At 62.0% G+C, this 17,950-nt stretch carries 16 protein-coding genes; 11 read left to right on the top strand and 5 right to left on the bottom strand.

Going from position 1 to position 17,950, the window contains the following annotated elements; translation table 11 throughout:
- The first annotated feature begins 3 nt into the window (after positions 1–3).
- Complete coding sequence (locus ACLH0H_RS23250; RefSeq protein ID WP_411379803.1) at positions 4–813, top strand: ABC transporter permease; 810 nt, start codon at positions 4–6, stop codon at positions 811–813.
- Positions 814–830: 17 nt separating this feature from the next.
- Positions 831–1,982 (top strand): ABC transporter ATP-binding protein, encoded by a 1,152-nt coding sequence (locus ACLH0H_RS23245; RefSeq protein WP_411379802.1) that lies wholly within the window; start codon positions 831–833, stop codon positions 1,980–1,982.
- Between the two features lie 302 nt (positions 1,983–2,284).
- On the opposite strand, the gene ACLH0H_RS23240 is transcribed toward ACLH0H_RS23245, so the two are convergent.
- Entirely contained in the window at positions 2,285–3,691 is a 1,407-nt protein-coding gene (locus ACLH0H_RS23240; protein ID WP_411379801.1) for a purine-cytosine permease family protein, read from the bottom strand.
- Positions 3,692–3,998: 307 nt separating this feature from the next.
- Here ACLH0H_RS23240 and ACLH0H_RS23235 point away from each other — a divergent pair, with 307 nt between their 5' ends.
- Both ACLH0H_RS23235 and ACLH0H_RS23230 read left to right on the top strand, forming a co-directional pair.
- Entirely contained in the window at positions 3,999–4,484 is a 486-nt protein-coding gene (locus tag ACLH0H_RS23235) for a flavin reductase family protein (protein ID WP_307401268.1), read from the top strand.
- 56 nt (positions 4,485–4,540) lie between these two features.
- Positions 4,541–5,584 carry an LLM class flavin-dependent oxidoreductase gene (locus tag ACLH0H_RS23230; RefSeq protein ID WP_411379800.1) on the top strand — a complete coding sequence of 348 codons (1,044 nt, stop codon included), beginning with the start codon at positions 4,541–4,543 and terminating at the stop codon, positions 5,582–5,584.
- Between the two features lie 51 nt (positions 5,585–5,635).
- On the opposite strand, the gene ACLH0H_RS23225 is transcribed toward ACLH0H_RS23230, so the two are convergent.
- Positions 5,636–6,937, bottom strand: a complete 1,302-nt coding sequence (locus ACLH0H_RS23225) for an Nramp family divalent metal transporter (protein WP_411379799.1) — start codon at positions 6,935–6,937, stop codon at positions 5,636–5,638.
- Between the two features lie 371 nt (positions 6,938–7,308).
- A complete protein-coding gene (gene rpiB / locus ACLH0H_RS23220; RefSeq protein ID WP_076954375.1) occupies positions 7,309–7,800 on the bottom strand; it encodes a ribose 5-phosphate isomerase B in 492 nt (163 codons plus the stop codon).
- 252 nt (positions 7,801–8,052) lie between these two features.
- Here rpiB and ACLH0H_RS23215 point away from each other — a divergent pair, with 252 nt between their 5' ends.
- Genes ACLH0H_RS23215 through dhaL form a run of 5 tightly spaced genes read left to right on the top strand, consistent with a single transcriptional unit; the run spans position 8,053 to position 12,976 of the window.
- The gene (locus ACLH0H_RS23215) at positions 8,053–9,540 is read left to right on the top strand and encodes a sugar ABC transporter ATP-binding protein (RefSeq protein ID WP_186690336.1); all 1,488 of its coding nucleotides are present in this window, start codon (positions 8,053–8,055) and stop codon (positions 9,538–9,540) included.
- The gene (locus ACLH0H_RS23210) at positions 9,537–10,514 is read left to right on the top strand and encodes an ABC transporter permease (protein WP_076954377.1); all 978 of its coding nucleotides are present in this window, start codon (positions 9,537–9,539) and stop codon (positions 10,512–10,514) included. Before ACLH0H_RS23215 ends, ACLH0H_RS23210 begins: the two co-directional genes overlap by 4 nt.
- A gap of 14 nt (positions 10,515–10,528) precedes the next feature.
- Positions 10,529–11,287: an SDR family oxidoreductase gene (locus ACLH0H_RS23205; RefSeq protein ID WP_411379798.1), complete on the top strand. Its 759-nt coding sequence runs from the start codon at positions 10,529–10,531 to the stop codon at positions 11,285–11,287.
- A gap of 36 nt (positions 11,288–11,323) precedes the next feature.
- Positions 11,324–12,325 carry a dihydroxyacetone kinase subunit DhaK gene (locus ACLH0H_RS23200; RefSeq protein WP_411379797.1) on the top strand — a complete coding sequence of 334 codons (1,002 nt, stop codon included), beginning with the start codon at positions 11,324–11,326 and terminating at the stop codon, positions 12,323–12,325.
- A gap of 3 nt (positions 12,326–12,328) precedes the next feature.
- Positions 12,329–12,976 (top strand): dihydroxyacetone kinase subunit DhaL, encoded by a 648-nt coding sequence (gene dhaL / locus ACLH0H_RS23195; protein ID WP_411379796.1) that lies wholly within the window; start codon positions 12,329–12,331, stop codon positions 12,974–12,976.
- Here dhaL and ACLH0H_RS23190 read toward each other — a convergent pair.
- Both ACLH0H_RS23190 and ACLH0H_RS23185 read right to left on the bottom strand, forming a co-directional pair.
- Positions 12,967–13,950, bottom strand: coding sequence for a sugar-binding transcriptional regulator (locus tag ACLH0H_RS23190; protein ID WP_076954381.1), 984 nt, complete (start codon positions 13,948–13,950; stop codon positions 12,967–12,969). The genes dhaL and ACLH0H_RS23190 overlap by 10 nt on opposite strands.
- Positions 13,951–13,986: 36 nt before the next feature.
- Positions 13,987–15,210 (bottom strand): XylR family transcriptional regulator, encoded by a 1,224-nt coding sequence (locus ACLH0H_RS23185; protein WP_411379795.1) that lies wholly within the window; start codon positions 15,208–15,210, stop codon positions 13,987–13,989.
- A 140-nt stretch (positions 15,211–15,350) separates the two neighbouring features.
- Between ACLH0H_RS23185 and xylA the strand changes: the two genes are divergently transcribed.
- Both xylA and xylF read left to right on the top strand, forming a co-directional pair.
- The gene (xylA, locus tag ACLH0H_RS23180; RefSeq protein ID WP_411379794.1) at positions 15,351–16,667 is read left to right on the top strand and encodes a xylose isomerase; all 1,317 of its coding nucleotides are present in this window, start codon (positions 15,351–15,353) and stop codon (positions 16,665–16,667) included.
- 224 nt (positions 16,668–16,891) lie between these two features.
- Complete coding sequence (xylF, locus tag ACLH0H_RS23175) at positions 16,892–17,890, top strand: D-xylose ABC transporter substrate-binding protein (RefSeq protein ID WP_411379793.1); 999 nt, start codon at positions 16,892–16,894, stop codon at positions 17,888–17,890.
- Positions 17,891–17,950: the final 60 nt, after the last annotated feature.

Here is a 17,950-nt window from a genome sequence, read left to right as displayed (position 1 = left end):
GTCATGCTCCTGACCCCCAACGCCATGAGCCGCAGGATGCGCCTGGGCCTCTACACCACCACCGGTTTGATTGGCCTGTTCCTGCTCTTGCCGATCGTGTTTATCGTGCTGCTGTCGTTCGGCTCGTCGCAATGGCTGGTGTTCCCGCCGCCCGGCTGGACGCTGAAATGGTACGGCCAGTTCTTCTCCAACCCCGACTGGATTAACGCGGCGATGGCCAGCCTCAAGGTGGCGGTGCTGACCACGATTTTCGCCGTCGCGCTGGGGTTGCCGACGGCCTTTGCCCTGGTGCGCGGGCGCTTCCCCGGCCGCGAATTGCTTTATGGCCTGTTCACCCTGCCGATGATCGTGCCGCTGGTGATCATCGCCGTGGCGGTGTACGCGCTGTTCCTCAAGCTCGGCTACACCGGCACGATGTTCGCCTTTGTGGTCAGCCATGTGATTGTCGCGCTGCCGTTCACCATCATCTCGATCATCAACTCGCTGAAGCTGTTCGACCAGTCGATTGAAGACGCCGCGGTGATCTGCGGCGCCTCGCGCTTGCAGGCGGTGTTCAAGGTGACCTTCCCGGCGATTCGCCCAGGCATGGTGGCCGGTGCGCTGTTCGCGTTTCTTGTCTCGTGGGACGAAGTGGTGCTCAGCGTGATGATGGCCAGCCCGACCCTGCAAACCCTTCCCGTCAAAATGTGGACCACCCTGCGCCAGGACCTGACGCCTGTGATCGCCGTCGCCTCGACGTTGCTGATCGGCCTGTCGGTGCTGGTCATGGTGATTGCCGCCGCCCTTCGTCGGCGCACTGAAACCAGCGCCTAAGCGCCCAGGAGCAGAACATGAGTGCAGTGATCCAAGATGTGCGCAACCCTGGCCAACCCCTGGTCAGCCTGCGCAACCTGAACAAGTACTACGGCGACTTTGCCGCCGTGGACAACATCTCCCTGGACATCCAGGACGGCGAGTTCCTCACCTTCCTCGGCTCCAGCGGCTCGGGCAAGAGCACCACCCTGTCAATGCTCGCCGGCTTTGAAACGCCGAGCAGCGGCGAGATCCTGGTGAGCGGGCAATCCCTGGTCAACGTGCCGCCGCACAAGCGCGACATCGGCATGGTGTTCCAACGCTACTCGCTGTTCCCGCACTTGTCGGTGCGCGACAACATCGCCTTTCCCCTGGCCATCCGCAAACTGGCCAGCGCCGAACGCGAGAAACGCGTCGACGCCATGCTCAAGCTGGTACAGCTTGAGCAGTTTGCGCATCGCCGCCCTTCGCAGCTTTCCGGCGGCCAGCAACAACGCGTCGCCATCGCCCGCGCGCTGGTGTACGAGCCGCGAATCCTGCTGATGGACGAACCCCTGGGCGCCCTCGACAAGAAGCTGCGTGAAGACCTGCAGGACGAACTGCGCCAATTGCACCGGCGCCTGGGCATCACCATCGTCTACGTGACCCACGACCAGGAAGAAGCCATGCGCCTGTCCCAGCGCATCGCGATTTTCAGCCACGGCAAGATTGTCGGCCTGGGCAGCGGTTTCGACCTGTACCGGAACCCGCCGAACGCGTTTGTCGCCTCGTTCCTCGGCAACTCCAACTTCCTCAAGCTCAAGGCCCAGGGCAATGCGGCGGCGTCGTTCGAAGGCCAGTCGCTGTCGATCCGCCTGACCAGCGGGCTGCGCACCGAGCAGGATGTATTGCTGATGGTGCGCCCGGAAAAGGCCCTGGCGCTGAGCGTCGAACAGGCCGCCGAGCAACCGTTGGCGGCGGGCTGGAATGAGGTCTCGGCGATCGTCGCGGAGGTGCTGTTTCTGGGCGAGAGCCAGACGTGCGCGGTGAAGACCCTGGGCGGTACGTCAATGACGGTCAAGGCGCTCTCGGCGGCCGGGATGCCGCTGAAGACCGGCGACCCGGTGCGAGTGCGCTGGGCCACGGCGGATGCGTGTGTGTATACGCAGTGGGCGGAGAGTGATTTGAACAAGGCGGCCGGGGTGCACTGACACCTGACGAATGCATCACCTTCGGGTCGCCACGACGTCGGGTCGTGGCGGCCTTTTTTTGTTTTTATCGAGGATACAAAAATGCCCGGCACTGGCCGTAATGCCGTTCAGTTAAGGCTTTTTGTAGGAGCGAGGGGGGCGCCTAGCTCTTGCTCGCGAAAAACGCACAGGCTCCGCGTTCATTCAGGAAACACGCGTTAATGTTGACGTTTTTCGCGAGCAAGCTCGCTCCTACAGAGGGCGATATACGCTTAACTGAACAGCATTACGGCACTGGCCGGGCACTTGAGCCAATTGGGTGCCTAGTCGGTGTAACGCAGCTTCACGGCCCTGACCTTCTGCGTCTGCTTGCGCGTCGCCAGGCAGTAATACAACGGACACGTCACCGCCAACCCCACCAGCCACGACAGGTCCGCGCCTTCCACCAGGTTGGCCCATGGCCCCACATACAAGGACGTATTGGCAAACGGCAGTTGCACGATGATCCCGATGAAATACGCCACGATCGCATGCAGGTTGAACCGCCCATACACCCCGCCATCCGCCTGGAAGATCGAGGCAATGTCATACACCCCGCGCTTGATGATGTAAAAGTCGATCAGGTTGATCGAGGCCCACGGCACCAGCACCAGCAATAACGCAAGAATCAACCCGATGAATTGCGCGATGAAGTCCGCCGACGCGCCCAGCGCCACCAAGCAGCAACCCGTGAGGATCAAGCCCGACAGCGCCACGCGCACCTTGATACTGGGGGTCCAGCGGCTGGCGAAGGTCTGGATCGAGGTGATGATCGAGAGTACCGCGCCGTACAGGTTCAGGGCGTTGTGGCTGATGATATTGAGCAAAAACAGCACCATCAGGATCGGCCCCAGCGCGCCGGTGGCTTGTTTGACCGCGACCATGGCTTCGGTGCCTTCCGGTGTCGCCAGCGCCGCCACCAGGCCGAAGGCGAACGACAGGATGGTGCCCAGGGTTGCGCCCAGGTAGGTGGCGATAAACGGCTGGGTGATGCCGATGTCCGCCGGCAGGTAGCGCGAATAGTCGCTGGTGTAGGGCGAGAAGCTGATCTGCCAGATCACCCCGAGCGACACCGTGGCCAGCCAGCCGGCGGCGTTGAAGCCGCCGCGGGTGAGAAAGTCCGCCGGCAGCTCATGGGCAAAGATATAGACAAAACCGGCGAGCAACGCGCTGCCCATCACCCAGGTGCCGATGCGGTTCAAGGTATGGATAAAGCGGTAGCCGATCACGCCGATGGCCGTGGCGCTGAGGGCGCCGATCAGGATGCTCGCCGGCACCGGCATCGAGGGCACGATACCGACGATGGATTTGCCGGCCAGCACGATATTGGAAATGAAAAAGCCGACGTAGATCAGCGCCGCGAAAAACACGATCAGCAGCGCGCCGTAGCGCCCGAACTGGCCGCGACTCTGCACCATCTGCGGGATGCCCATGCGCGGGCCCTGGGCCGAGGCAAGGGCAATCACCACACCGCCAAGCAGATGCCCGAGGGCAATCGCCAGCAGCCCCCACAGCAGGTTGAGGTGAAACACCTGGGCCACCATCGCGCCGGTGACGATGGGCAGCGGCGCGATATTGGTACTGAACCACAACGTGAACAGGTCGCGGGCCTTCCCGTGGCGCTCTGCGAGGGGGACGTAGTCGACCGTGTGATGCTCGATCAGGGGGTCTTGCCGGGACATCTGAGGCATAGGAATAACTCGCGTTTGTCTGATCTTATAGTTGTTTGACGCCAACCGGGGGCGCTCTACGGCTGCCCCTCAGATGAACACCATATTATGGTATTCCAACATTTTAACAAGGCTGATCCGCTGTTTTTGCCCGCTCCTGATACGGTGATCCAGGCCCTGAAAAGCGTCTAAACTGGGTAAAAAACCCCGTACTAGAGGGGTTTTAATACGCTCATCGCCCATTTAAAAAAGCCCTTGCAACTCTTGTATTACGGTATACCATCAGACCTATAAATTTAAAAACCGCTTCATAGCAGAGGACCATCCCATGATCGATGCCGCCATCTACAAACAAGTGATGGGTTCGTTTCCGTCCGGGGTCACCGTGATCACCACGCTCGATGACGACGGCCAAATCGTCGGCCTCACGGCGAGTGCGTTCAGCTCGCTGTCCATGGACCCGGCCCTGGTGCTCTTCTGCCCCAACTACAGCTCTGACTCCTACCCCGTACTGATCAAGAACAAGCGCTTCGCCATCCATGTGCTGTCCGGCGGGCAGCAAAGCGAAGCCTACGCCTTTGCGCGCAAAGGCAAGGACAAAGCCCAAGGCATCGAGTGGACCCTGAGTGCATTAGGCAATCCGATCCTGGCCAATGCCACGGCCGTCATTGAATGCGAGTTGTGGCGCGAATACGAAGGCGGCGACCACGCCATCATGGTGGGCTCGGTCAAGAACCTGATCGTGCCGGCGCAGCCGGATGGGCCCCTGGTGTATTGCCACGGCAAAATGGGTACCCTGCCGGTGCCTGCCTGACACCCCGCCGAACCCGTTTTTTTGCGGAAAATAACAATAGATCCGAGGTAAGCGTCATGAAATTTTCGCTGTTCGTACACATGGAACGCTGGGATGAAAGCGTCAGCCACCGTCAGCTGTTCGAAGACTTGACCGAACTGACCCTGATGGCCGAAGCCGGTGGCTTCAGCACCGTGTGGATTGGCGAACACCACGCGATGGAATACACCATATCGCCAAGCCCGATGCCGCTGCTGGCTTACCTCGCGGCCAAGACCACCACTATCCACCTGGGCGCCGGCACCATTATCGCGCCGTTCTGGCACCCGCTGCGGGTGGCGGGCGAATGCGCGTTGCTCGACGTGATCAGCAACGGGCGCATGGAAGTGGGCCTGGCCCGTGGCGCTTACCAGGTCGAATTCGACCGCATGGCCGGCGGCATGCCCGCCTCGAGCGGCGGCCAGGCCTTGCGTGAGATGGTGCCGGTGGTACGCGCCCTGTGGAAAGGCGACTACGCCCACGACGGCGACATCTGGAAATTCCCGACTTCCACCAGCGTGCCCAAGCCGATCCAGCAGCCCAGCCCGCCAATGTGGATTGCCGCCCGCGACCCCGACTCGCATAATTTCGCAGTCGCCAATGGCTGCAACGTGATGGTCACGCCGCTGATGAAGGGCGACGAAGAAGTCCTGGACCTCAAGAACAAGTTCCAGGCCGCCCTGGACAACAACCCTGGCGTGCCGCGCCCGCAATTGATGGTGCTGCGTCATACCCACGTGCACGCCGCTGATGACCCGCAAGGCTGGAAAGTCGGGGCCAAGGCGATCTCGAAGTTCTATCGCACCTTCGATGCCTGGTTCGGCAACAAGAGCGTGCCGGTCAACGGCTTCCTTGAGCCAAGCCCGGAAGAAAAGTTCGCCGCACGCCCAGAGTTCGAACTGGAAAGCCTGCATAAAACCGCGATGATCGGCACCGCAGAAGAGATCATCCCGCGCATCCGTTACTACCAGGAACTGGGCGTGGATGAGTTCAGCTTCTGGTGCGACAACAGCCTGCCCCATGCCGAGAAGAAGAAGTCCCTGGCACTGTTTATCGAACAGGTAGTGCCGGCGTTTCGTTGACCGCTTGCAGGCGTCGCATCAAACCGCTGCGACGCCTGCATGCCGGGGCCATCATTTGAACAGTTCGACACCCAATTGGAACGCGACCCACAGCGCCAGTCCCGTGGCGAAGAGCAACGCAATGTTCTCGAACAGGTTATTGCGGTACTCCTTGCCGAGCAGCGACTTTTGGTTGGACATGATCAGCAAGCCGAGGGAAATCACCGGCAGGCCAATGATGTTCAACGCGCTGACGCCGATGGTCAGGGTGACGAAGTCCGGCATGCCCGGCAGCGACCAGATCAGTGGGGTGACCAGGATGAACAGCATGAACCACTTGTGCATCGGGTCATGGTGGAACTCTTTGCCGTAGCGTTCCCGGCGTCCGGCGCGCACGTGCTGGAACGCATCGGTGATCAGCATCGGGAAGGCCGTGGTCTTGCCCGAGATGCTGGCAAACAGCGTCGCGAACACACCGATAAAGAAGATGTACCAGCCGATCGGGCCGAAGAAGATTTCCAGCGCCTTGCCCAGGTCGCCCAAGGTCTTCACTTCGATGCCGTTGGGCCGCAGGATCTCGGCGCCGACAATCCAGATCGCCAGGTTGATCACGATACCGACGAATACGGCAAACAGCAGGTCGTTACGCTGGATGCGCTTGTGCTGCGGGCCGATCCAGCCCTTCTGGCGCATCACGTAGGGGTGCACGAAGTTGGCGATCGAGCCCGCCACCGCGCCGATCACCGACACCGCCACCAGCAACGCGCCATGTACGCCCTCATCCGGCGGAATGCTGAAACCGATCGTGCCTCGGACAATGCCCGCCATATCCGGCCCGGACATCACCGCCAACGCAATGAACGCCAGGGTCATGATCGCCAGCAGGCCTTTCATCACGCCTTCGATCATCGAGTAAATATTGCGCCCGACCAGCAGCCACACCGCCAGCACCACCGCCACCGAGCAGAGCAGCGCATAGTCGGTCTTGAACAGCATGGCCAGCGCTTCACCCGCGCCCTTGATCATGTAGGCATTCATCAAATGCCCCATCAGCAGCGCGTACACCAGCAGGAACCAGGCGAAAAACGGATTCAGCTGGGCATAGCCCTGAAGGATCGTCATGCCTTGGTTATTGCACAGCTGGAACCGCGCAATGATGTTGACGATCAGGTACCTGAGCAGTAGCGATACCGCGAGCACCCACATCATGGCGTAGCCGTAGTTGGCGCCGGCAACGGAGGAGGTAATCAGATCGCCTGCGCCCAGCCAGGACAGTACGGCGATGACGCCTGGGCCAAGCAGCTTTAGAAGTCGTACAACATGGCCGGGCGCAGGCGCCACAGCCTTGCCTTCGACGGATGGAAAACCGGTCATAGCGGGGAGTCTCCGTTATTTTTTTTGTGAGAGCCCAGCTAGTCGAACACAGTTGATACGACGTCGTACAACTGTAGAGAAGAGATAAGTATTAATAAATGTTTCTGCGCCGACACTGAGTCGCCAGTAGTTGTTGTGGCGAGCGGGCTTGCCCTAATGCCGTTCAGTTAAGCGAACGCAATGCTCAAACCAACGAAGATCAAATGTGGGAGCGGGCTTGCTCGCGAAGACGTCAGCTCAGCAAACATTGATGTTGGCTGACCCACCGCTTTCGCGAGCAAGTCGAAGCGTCGAACCGCCGCTCCCACAGGGGATCTGCGCTTAACTGAACGGCATTAGGGCAAGCCCGCTCGCCACAAGCAGCGCACGCTTCACGCGCCCTCCTTGCCCCTTGGCAACGCCCTGTCAGCCTGCTCGAGCGCCGTGATGCGCTCGACTTTCGCCCCGGAGCGCTCCGCTTCGAATTCCGATGCCAGGAACACCTTGACGATGCTCTTGGCCAGCTCGGTTCCGATCACCCGTGCACCGATGGACAGGATCTGCGCGTCGTTGCTTTTGCGCGCGCGCTCGGCCGAATAGGTGTCATGGGCCTGGGCCGCGCGTACGCCGTTGATCTTGTTGGCTGAAATCGCCATGCCGATGCCCGTGCCGCAAATCAGCACGCCCAGGCGCTGCTCGCCGGCTTCCACCGCCGTCGCAACCGCCACCGCGATATCCGGATAGAGCACGGGGCTGAGTGAGTGACAGCCAAAGTCCTGAACCGCGTAACCCAAGGTCTCAATATAGCGCTTGAGCAATTCCTTGAGTTCGAAGCCTGCCTCATCGCAACCGACGGCTACCGAAAACCTAGTGTGTGCACCCATGACTGCTTCTCCGACACGATCAAATGATCACCTACTGAAATATTGCACAATCATTAGCGGACGGCAAACCCTTCGCTGTCAAGGCTTATTTAGCAGGGGACGCGGGTAAAAACATCAAAAACCCAGGAAGACACGGCGCAACCCATTGACAAAATACGCACAAGCGGTTTAAACATATGATCACTATCCGATCATATGATCAAGCTGTTGGATACGCATAACTAATAAGAAAATCAGCAAGAGGACACACCGATGGCCACGCCATTACTGCTCCAGGCTGAACAAGTTTGCAAAGCCTACGCAGGGGTCCCGGCCCTGCGCGACGGGCGGCTCTCCCTGCGTGCCGGCAGCGTGCACGCCCTGTGCGGTGGCAATGGCGCCGGTAAATCGACCTTCCTCAGTATCTTGATGGGCATCACCCAGCGTGACGCCGGCAGCATCCTGCTCAACGGCCAGCCGGTGCAGTTCGACCGCCCCGGCGCGGCGCTCGCCGCCGGCGTGGCGATGATCACTCAGGAGCTGGAACCCATCCCCTACATGACCGTGGCCGAAAACATCTGGCTGGGCCGCGAACCGCGCCGCGCCGGTTGCATTGTCGACAGCAAGGCCCTTAACCGGCGCACCCGCGAGCTGCTGCAAAGCCTGGAATTCGAGGTGGACGCCACCAGCCCGATGCACCGCCTGAGCGTGGCGCAGATTCAGTTGGTTGAAATCGCCAAGGCCTTCAGCCACGACTGCCAAGTGATGATCATGGACGAACCCACCTCGGCCATCGGCGAACGCGAAACAGAAACGCTGTTCAAGGCCATACGCCGCCTGACCGCGCGCGGCGCCGGCATCATTTACGTGTCGCACCGCCTCAGCGAACTGGCGCAGATCGCCGATGACTACAGCATCTTTCGCGACGGCGCCTTTGTGGAAAGCGGGCGCATGGCCGATATCGATCGCGCCCACCTGGTGCGCGGCATCGTTGGCCAGGAGCTGCAGCGCATCGACCATAAGGTCGGCCGCGCATGCACGGCCGCCACCTGCCTGGAGGTCAGCGGCCTGAGCCGCGACGGCGAGTTCCAGGACATCAGCCTGCAACTGCGCCAGGGCGAAATCCTGGGTATTTATGGGCTGATGGGCTCGGGCCGCAGCGAATTCCTCAACTGCCTGTATGGCCTCACCGTGCCTGATGCGGGCACGGCCACCCTGCAAGGCCAGCCCTTGCCCACCGGTACGCCGTCGGCGACGATTCGCGCCGGCATGTCGCTGGTGACCGAAGACCGCAAAGACAGCGGCCTGGTGCTCAGCGCCAGCATCCTTTCGAACATTGCGCTGTCGGCCTATAAGCAGCTGTCGCGCTGGTCGGTGATCAACCCAAGCAAGGAACAGGCCCTGGCACAGAGCCTGGTCAAGCGCCTGCAGATCAAAGTTTCATCGCTCGACCTGCCGGTGGAGTCCATGAGCGGCGGCAACCAGCAAAAGGTCGTGCTCGCCAAATGCCTGTCGACCCAGCCGATCTGCCTGCTGTGCGACGAGCCCACGCGCGGCATCGACGAGGGCGCCAAGCAAGAGATCTATCACTTGCTGGACGCGTTCGTGCGTGCCGGTGGCGCGGCCATCGTGGTTTCGTCCGAAGCGCCGGAACTGCTGCACCTGAGTGATCGCATCGCCGTGTTCAAGGGCGGTCGCCTGGTGACCGTCAGCACCGACACCGCCCTTTCCCAGGAAGCCTTGTTGAGTCTTGCCTCATGAACAGCAAAGTCCTCGCCGCCCCCGTTACCGCCGCGCCGCGCAATCGCCTGCGCCTGTCCCTCGACCGCTTCGGCTTGCCGCTGGTATTTATCCTGCTGTGCCTGGTCATGGCATTTTCCAGCGAATACTTCATGACCTGGCGCAACTGGATGGACATCCTGCGCCAGACCTCGATCAACGGTATCCTCGCCGTGGGCATGACCTACGTGATCCTGACCAAGGGCATCGACCTGTCGGTGGGCTCGATCCTGGCGTTCGCCGGTTTGTGCAGCGCGCTGGTCGCCACCCAGGGTTATGGCCTGCTCGCGGCGGTGAGCGCGGGGATGTTCGCCGGCGCCATGCTCGGCGTGGTCAACGGCTTCATGGTCGCCAACCTGTCGATCCCGCCCTTTGTCGCCACCCTTGGCATGCTCAGCGTGGCGCGCGGCATGACCTTTATCCTCAACGACGGCAGCCCGGTCACCGATCTGCCGGACAGCTTCCTGGCCATGGGCATCGGCAAGCTGGGCCCCATCGGCGTGCCAATCATTATCTTTGCGGTGGTCGCGCTGATCTTCTGGATGGTGCTGCGCTACACCACCTATGGGCGTTACGTGTACGCAGTGGGCGGCAACGAGAAAAGTGCGCGCACCTCCGGCATCGGCGTGCGCAAGGTGACGTTCTCGGTGTATGTGATTTCCGGGCTGCTCGCGGGATTGGCCGGCGTGGTGCTGGCCGCGCGCACCACCTCGGCCCTGCCCCAGGCGGGCGTTTCCTATGAACTGGATGCAATTGCCGCCGTGGTGATCGGCGGTACCAGCTTGTCGGGCGGCACCGGCAGCATCGTCGGCACGCTGTTCGGTGCACTGCTGATCGGCGTGATCAACAACGGCTTGAACCTGCTCGGGGTGTCCTCCTATTACCAACAAGTGGCCAAGGGATTGATCATCGTGCTCGCGGTGTTGATCGATGTCTGGCGCAAGAAAAAACGTTAAGCGGAGTGTGTGCAATGTCCAATTTCTGGAACCAGGCGTTCGACCTCACCGGCCGTTGCGCCGTGATCACCGGGGGCGCCGCCGGTATCGGCCGGGCCTGTGCCGAACTGTTGGTGGAGCGTGGCGCGACTGTGGTGTTGCTGGATCGCGACCCGGCCGTGGTTGACGTCGCCACAGGGCTGGGTGTCGGCCACCTGGGCCTGATCGTCGACCTGCGCCAGACCGACGCGATACAGGCGGCGGTCGACCAGGCGGCCATCCATCTGGGGCGTATCGATTACCTGGTCAACAGCGCCGGCGTGGCCCTGCTGGACAAGGCGCTGGAAGTCAGCGAAAACGCCTGGGACACCACTCTGGATATCAACCTCAAGGCCAGCTTCTTCGTGGCCCAGGCCTGTGCCCGGCACATGCTCGAACGTGGCGGTGGGCGTATCGTCAACCTCGCCTCCCAGGCCGCCGTCATCGGCCTGGACCGCCACGTGGCCTACTGCGCCAGCAAGGCCGCCGTGGTCGGCATGACCAAGGTCCTGGCCATGGAATGGGCGTCCCATGGCATCAACGTCAACGCCGTGTCACCGACCATTGTCGAAACCGCCCTGGGCAAGCAGGCCTGGGCCGGCGAGCTGGGGGAACGGGCCAAATTGCAGATCCCGGTGGGGCGTTTCGCCCAGCCTGAGGAAATCGCCGGCCTGGTGCTCTACCTGGTCAGCGACGCGGCCAAGATGATCACCGGCGAAAACGTGATGATCGACGGCGGCTACAGCATCCAGTAACCAGGCTTCTCTCTATAAGAACAAAAGGAACACGGCATGAATCGAGTCATTAACGACCCAGACCTGGTGGTCGAGGACATGCTTGCGGGCATCCTTATGGCGCACCCGGAACTGGCGCAGTACGAGAGCAATCCACGGGTGATCCGCAAGCGTATCGCTTCACCGGCCGGCCAGGTGGGCATCGTCACGGGCGGCGGTTCGGGCCATGAGCCGGCGTTTCTCGGCTATGTCGGCCCAGGCCTGGTGGATGCGGTGGCGGTCGGCGAAATTTTCTCGTCGCCCACCGCCAAGAGCTTCTTCGATGCGTTCCGCGCCGCCGACCAGGGCGCGGGCGTGGCCTGCCTGTACGGCAACTATGCCGGCGACAACATGAACGTGAAGCTGGCGATGAAAATGGCCGCCAGCAAAGACATGCACATCCGCACCGTGGTCGCCAACGACGACGTGGCCTCGGCCCCTGTGGCGGAGATCGCCAAGCGGCGCGGCGTGGCCGGTGAGATTTTCATGTGGAAGATCGGCGGTGCCGCCGCCGCCCAAGGCTACGACCTCGACGGCGTGATCCGCGTGGCGCAGAAGGCCGTGGACCAGTGCCGCTCCATCGGCGTGGGCCTCACGCCCTGCACGATCCCGGCCGTGGGCAAAGCCAACTTCCAGATCGCCGATGGCCTGATGGAACTGGGCATCGGCCACCACGGCGAACCCGGCATCGAAGTGGTGCCGGTAGAGTCCGCCGCCGCCATGGCCGAGCGCATGCTCGCGCCGATCCTGGCCGACCGCGACTTCACCCAGGACCAGAGTGTAGTGGTGCTGGTCTCCGGGCTCGGCGCCACGCCGGTCATGGAACTGTACATTTTCTATGCCGAGGTCGAGCGCCTGCTGCGCGCCAAGGGCCTGCGCATTCACCGCTGCTATGTGGGCAACTATTTCACGTCCCTGGAAATGATGGGCGTGACCCTGACCCTGCTCGGGCTGGACGCCGAACTGAGCAGCCTGATCGACAGACCGTGCCGCTCCATCGGCATGACCCAAACGGAGTGAAGCATGAGCGAGCATTTCCCCAGCAACACCGGTAGCGCCATCGTCACCAATCTGGTGTCGATCATCGTGGCCAACCGTGAGTACCTCAGCGAAGTGGACGGCGCCATTGGCGACGGCGACCACGGCATCAACATGGCCAAGGGTTTCTCGCGCTGCGGCAAGACCCTGGAGGGACGCGAAGTGTCCCTGGCCGAAGCACTGGACGAGCTGACCCTGGCGTTGATGGAAGGCATCGGCGGCTCCATGGGCCCGCTGTATGGCAGCCTGTTCATCGGCATGGCCGACGAAGTGCGCGGCCGCGACAGTATCGATGCAGCGAGCTTCGCCAGGCTGCTGCGCGGCGGCTTGACGTCACTGCAAGACATCAGCGACGCAGGCGTGGGCGACAAGTGCCTGATGGACACCTTGATCCCGGCGGTCGAAGCGTTTGAGCAGGCTCAGGCCAGCGGCGCCTCATTCAGCGAAGCCTTGCGCCGGATGAAAGACGCGGCGTCCCAGGGCCGCGACTCCACCCGCGACCTGGTGGCGAAGATCGGCCGCGCCAGCCGCCTGGGCGAACGCTCCCTGGGCGTGCTGGATGCGGGCGCGGTGTCCTGCTGCCTGATCCTCACCAATCTCGCCGAATCGGTCGAGGCCCGCCTTCACGCCTGACGGCGCGTGGCGTCATCCAGGGCGAGGATCGTGTAGGCATTCGACACGGTCGTCGCCAGGGTGTTGATCACCCCGGAGCGCAACGCGCCGAGGGTGGCGGCGGCCTTGGTGTTTTCACTGGCGATCGCCACCACGTCGGGAATGCGCGCCAGTTCCTGCACCGAAAGGCCGATCACCCTGCCCTGCATGGCGTTGACGGCCGGCTGGCCATGGATGTCGATAAAGTCGTAGCCCATCATGTCGCCCACCGTACCGGACACGCGTGCCTGGGCGATTTCCTGGGGCGAGAACCAGCCCATGCGCACCATGTTGCTGTTCTCGCTCATGTCGCCAATGCCGATCAAGGCAATATCGGCGCGGCGCGCGCGGTCGAGGGTGGAGCGCACGGTGTCGTTGTTGATCAGCACGCTGCGCAGTTCCGGATTGGCCACCAGGGCCGGGGCGTAGAGGGTTTCGCTCTCGGCGCCGAAACGCAGGGCCAGGCGCCGGCAGATATGGTCGGGGTTCATGTATTCGCCGGCCTTGAGCGAGCCACCGATCGCGCACACGAAGGTGCAGTTGCGTGTCACCGGCAGGAACACATTATCGGCCACCGCGCCCACGTTGCGGCCCATGCCGACGGCGATGATCATGCCGTCGCTGAGGGTTTTGTTCAGGTAATTGGCGACCAGGCTGGCGACCGCCGAGCGCTGGGTGTCGGGGTCGCCATGGTCGACCGCGATCAAGGCGCGGTCCAGCTGGAAACGCTCGACCAAGGCCTGTTCCAGCTCAGTGTTCAGGGCCGGGTGCTGCAATACCCGCACTTCCACCACCCCTTCATCACGGGCGCGCTTGAGCAAGCGGCTGACCTTAACCCGAGACAGGTCGAAGCGCTTGGCAATGGCTTCCTGGGTGATGTTGTCGAGGTAATAAAGCATGGCCACTTCGGTCATCAGGTCGATGTCGCTGGCGGCACGCTGGGCACTGTCGGTCATGGGAGCTTCCATTTACGCCACAAAAAACCATTCTCCCTAGTCTGTGCGGTGCAAGTCCAGCGGCGAATGGCCTCGGGCCGCAAAGTTTGCCGGCACGTGCTGATACTCCCGTGGCGTGCAGCCAAACTCCCGGCGAAACACGGTGTGCAGGTACTGCGCCGAGGTGAAGCCGCACTGCTGTGCGATGTCGGCAATCGCCAGGGTGCTGCTGCGCAAGCCTTTGGCGGCGCTTGCGAGTTTGAAGCGCAGGATCTCGTCATGCACGCTGCAGCCGCGCACCTTGCGAAAGTGCGCTTCCAGCGACGAACGCGACACGCCGACATAGGCCGCCACCTGCGCAGTCTTGATACCCTGGCAGGCGTATTGGCGAATGAACAGCAGCGCCTGCATCACATACGGATTGCCCAAGGGCTGATGCAGGCTGGACGCCTGCACATTGATTGCATCCGGCGGCACCAGCACCTGCGTGCCCGTGCACGGCTTGCCGTGCAGCATCTGGTGCAACAGCGCGGCGGCGGTGCGGCCCATGGTTTCGGTGCCCTGGATCACCGAACTCAACGGCACGCGCGTGAGGGTGCGGGTCAGAGGGTCGTTGTCGATGCCGATCAGCGCCACTTCCTCCGGCACCGCGATGCCCGCAGTGAGGCAGGCCTGCAGCAATTGCCGGGCGCGGGCGTCGGTAACCGCGATGATGCCGATGGGCTTGGGCAGGCTTTGCAGCCAGGCGATCTGCTGCTCCACCGCGCTGTCCCACAGCGGCGCACTGGTGCCCAGGCCACGATAGATCTGCACCGGCAACCCGTCCCGCTGCAACAAACGCTTGAAGGCTTTCTCACGTTCCTGGGCCCAGCGATTGGCCTGGGCTTGCGGCAGGCTGAAGCAGGCAAACCGAGTCAAGCCGGCCTCGATCAAATGCTCGTAGGCCATCCTCATCAACGCCTCGTTGTCCGTCGCCACATAAGGAATGCCCTTGGGGTAGGCACTCGCATCCTCATAGGAGCCGCCCACCGCCACCACCGGCACCTTGCTCCCGGCCAGCGCCTCGCCGATCAGCGGGTCGTCGAAGTCGGCAATGATCCCATCGCCCTGCCAACGCTCGATGCCCTTGAGGCGACACAGAAAATCCTCTTCCAGGAACAGATCCCAGGAGGCACGGGTACTGCTCAGGTAATTGCCGATGCCGGCGATGATGCCACGGTCGTAGATTTTGCTGCCGTTGAAAAGCAAGGCGATGCGGTGCACGGGCGGTAGGGTTTTCATTGTTTTTGTCCTGGGGCCGGTGGGTGCAGGTTAGACCCTGCCACTCAAAATCGCACCATGGCTTGGTGATTTTCATAATCGGCAGCCCCACCGCCGTTGCTAGTATCGAACCATCGCCAAGAACAATAAGGAAAAACGCCATGCCGTACTTCCCCGGTGTCGAGAAGGTTCGCTTCGAAGGCCCCAGCAGCGACGCCCCCCTCGCCTTTCGCCATTACGACGCCAACAAGCTCATCCTCGGCAAGCCCATGCGCGAGCACCTGCGCATGGCGGCCTGTTACTGGCACACCTTTGTATGGCCAGGGGCGGATATGTTTGGCGTCGGCACGTTCAAGCGGCCATGGCAGCGCAGCGGCGACCCGATGGAACTGGCCATCGGCAAGGCAGACGCCGCCTTCGAGTTTTTTTCCAAGCTGGGCATCGACTACTACAGCTTCCACGACACCGACGTCGCTCCCGAAGGCAGTTCGCTCAAGGAGTATCGCGAGCATTTCGCGCAGATGGTCGACCATTTGGAGCGCCACCAGGAACAGACCGGGATCAAGCTGTTGTGGGGCACCGCCAATTGCTTCAGCAACCCGCGCTTTGCCGCCGGCGCCGCGAGCAACCCGGACCCGGAGGTGTTTGCCTACGCCGCCGCCCAGGTGTTCAGCGCGATGAATGCGACGCTGCGGCTCAAGGGTTCCAACTACGTGCTGTGGGGCGGCCGCGAAGGCTACGAAACCCTGCTCAACACCGACCTCAAGCGCGAGCGCGAACAGCTCGGGCGCTTTATGCGCATGGTGGTGGAGCACAAGCACAAGATCGGCTTCAAGGGCGATTTGCTGATCGAGCCCAAGCCCCAGGAGCCGACCAAGCACCAATACGATTACGACAGCGCCACGGTGTTCGGTTTCCTGCATGAATACGGCCTGGAAAACGAGATCAAGGTGAATATCGAGGCCAACCACGCGACGCTGGCCGGGCACAGTTTCCATCATGAGATTGCCACGGCGGTGTCGCTTGGGATTTTCGGCAGCATCGACGCCAACCGCGGCGACCCGCAGAACGGCTGGGACACCGACCAGTTCCCCAACAGCGTCGAGGAAATGACCCTGGCCACCTATGAAATCCTCAAGGCGGGCGGTTTCAAGAATGGCGGCTACAATTTCGACTCCAAGGTGCGCCGCCAGAGCCTGGATGATGTGGACCTGTTCCATGGCCATGTCGCGGCCATGGATGTACTGGCCCTGGCCCTGGAACGCGCGGCCGCCATGCTGCAGAACGACCAGCTGCAACAGTTCAAGGACCAGCGTTATGCCGGCTGGCAGCAGCCGTTGGGCAAAGCGGTGCTGGCGGGTGAGTTCAGCCTGGAGTCCCTGGCCGAGCATGCGTTTGCCAACGAGCTGAACCCGCAGGCCGTGAGTGGGCGCCAGGAGATGCTTGAGGGAGTGGTCAATCGGTTTATCTATCGGTGATAGTGTGACGAGGGGCTTGTTGTGGCGAGCGGGCTTGCCCCGCGTTGGGCTGCGAAGCGGCCCCAAAAATACGGCCCCTCGGTGTGTGCCAGATACAAACACATCGTCTGTAATGGGGCCGCTTCGCGCCCCAACGCGGGGCAAGCCCGCTCGCCATTACAAGCCCACCCACAGGTTCAGTGTTTGTCTAGAGTCTTCCAACAACAATAAAAGGACGCACCACCATGAAGTCATTCAAACGTACCCTGCTCGCCGCCACCCTGGCCCTGCTCGCACTGCCGGTCATGGCCGACCCTGCGCACCCGAAGATCGGTTTCTCCATTGACGACCTGCGCCTGGAGCGCTGGTCCCGAGACCGTGACTACTTCGTCGCGGCGGCGGAAAAACTCGATGCCAAGGTCTTCGTGCAATCGGCCGATGCCAATGAACAGAAGCAGATTTCCCAGATCGAGAACCTGATCTCCCGTGGCGTCGATGTGATCGTGATCGTGCCGTTCAACGCCACCGTGCTCACCAACGCCGTCGCCGAAGCCAAGAAAGCCGGGATCAAGGTAGTGTCCTATGATCGCCTGATCCTCAATGCCGACATCGACGCCTACATCTCCTTCGATAACGAAAAAGTCGGCGAGATGCAGGCCGGCGGCGTGCTGCAAGCCGCGCCCAAGGGCAACTACTTCCTGCTCGGCGGCGCGCCCACCGATAACAACGCCAAGGTGCTGCGCGAAGGCCAGATGAAAGTGCTGCAACCGGCCATCGACAAGGGCGATATCAAGATTGTCGGCCAGCAATGGGTGAAAGAGTGGAACCCCACCGAAGCCCTGAGCATCGTCGAAAACGCCCTGACCCGGAACAATAACAAGATCGACGCCATCGTCGCCTCCAACGACGCCACCGCCGGTGGTGCGATCCAGGCGCTGGCCGCGCAGAAACTGGCGGGCAAAGTGCCGATCTCCGGCCAGGACGCCGACCTCGCCGCGATCAAGCGCGTGATCGACGGCACCCAGACCATGACCGTATACAAGCCGCTCAAGCTGATCGCCACCGAGGCCGCCAAGCTCTCGGTGCAACTGGCGCGCAATGAGAAACCGACGTACAGCTCGCAGTACGACAACGGCAGCAAAAAGGTCGATACCATCCTGCTGACCCCGACGCCGCTGACCAAGACCAATGTCGACCTGTTGGTGAAGGACGGCTTCTATACCAAAGAGCAGATCGGTCTGTAGGAGCGGGCTTGCCCGCGAAAAACGTTAACGATAACGCAGCGCTGTCAGGCAGCCCTCGTC

This window comes from Pseudomonas sp. MPB26, assembly GCF_046605355.1.
Taxonomy (GTDB): Bacteria; Pseudomonadota; Gammaproteobacteria; order Pseudomonadales; family Pseudomonadaceae; genus Aquipseudomonas; species Aquipseudomonas cedrina.
Note: the sequence above shows the minus strand (reverse complement) of the source record. Positions and strands in the feature narration are given on the sequence as shown.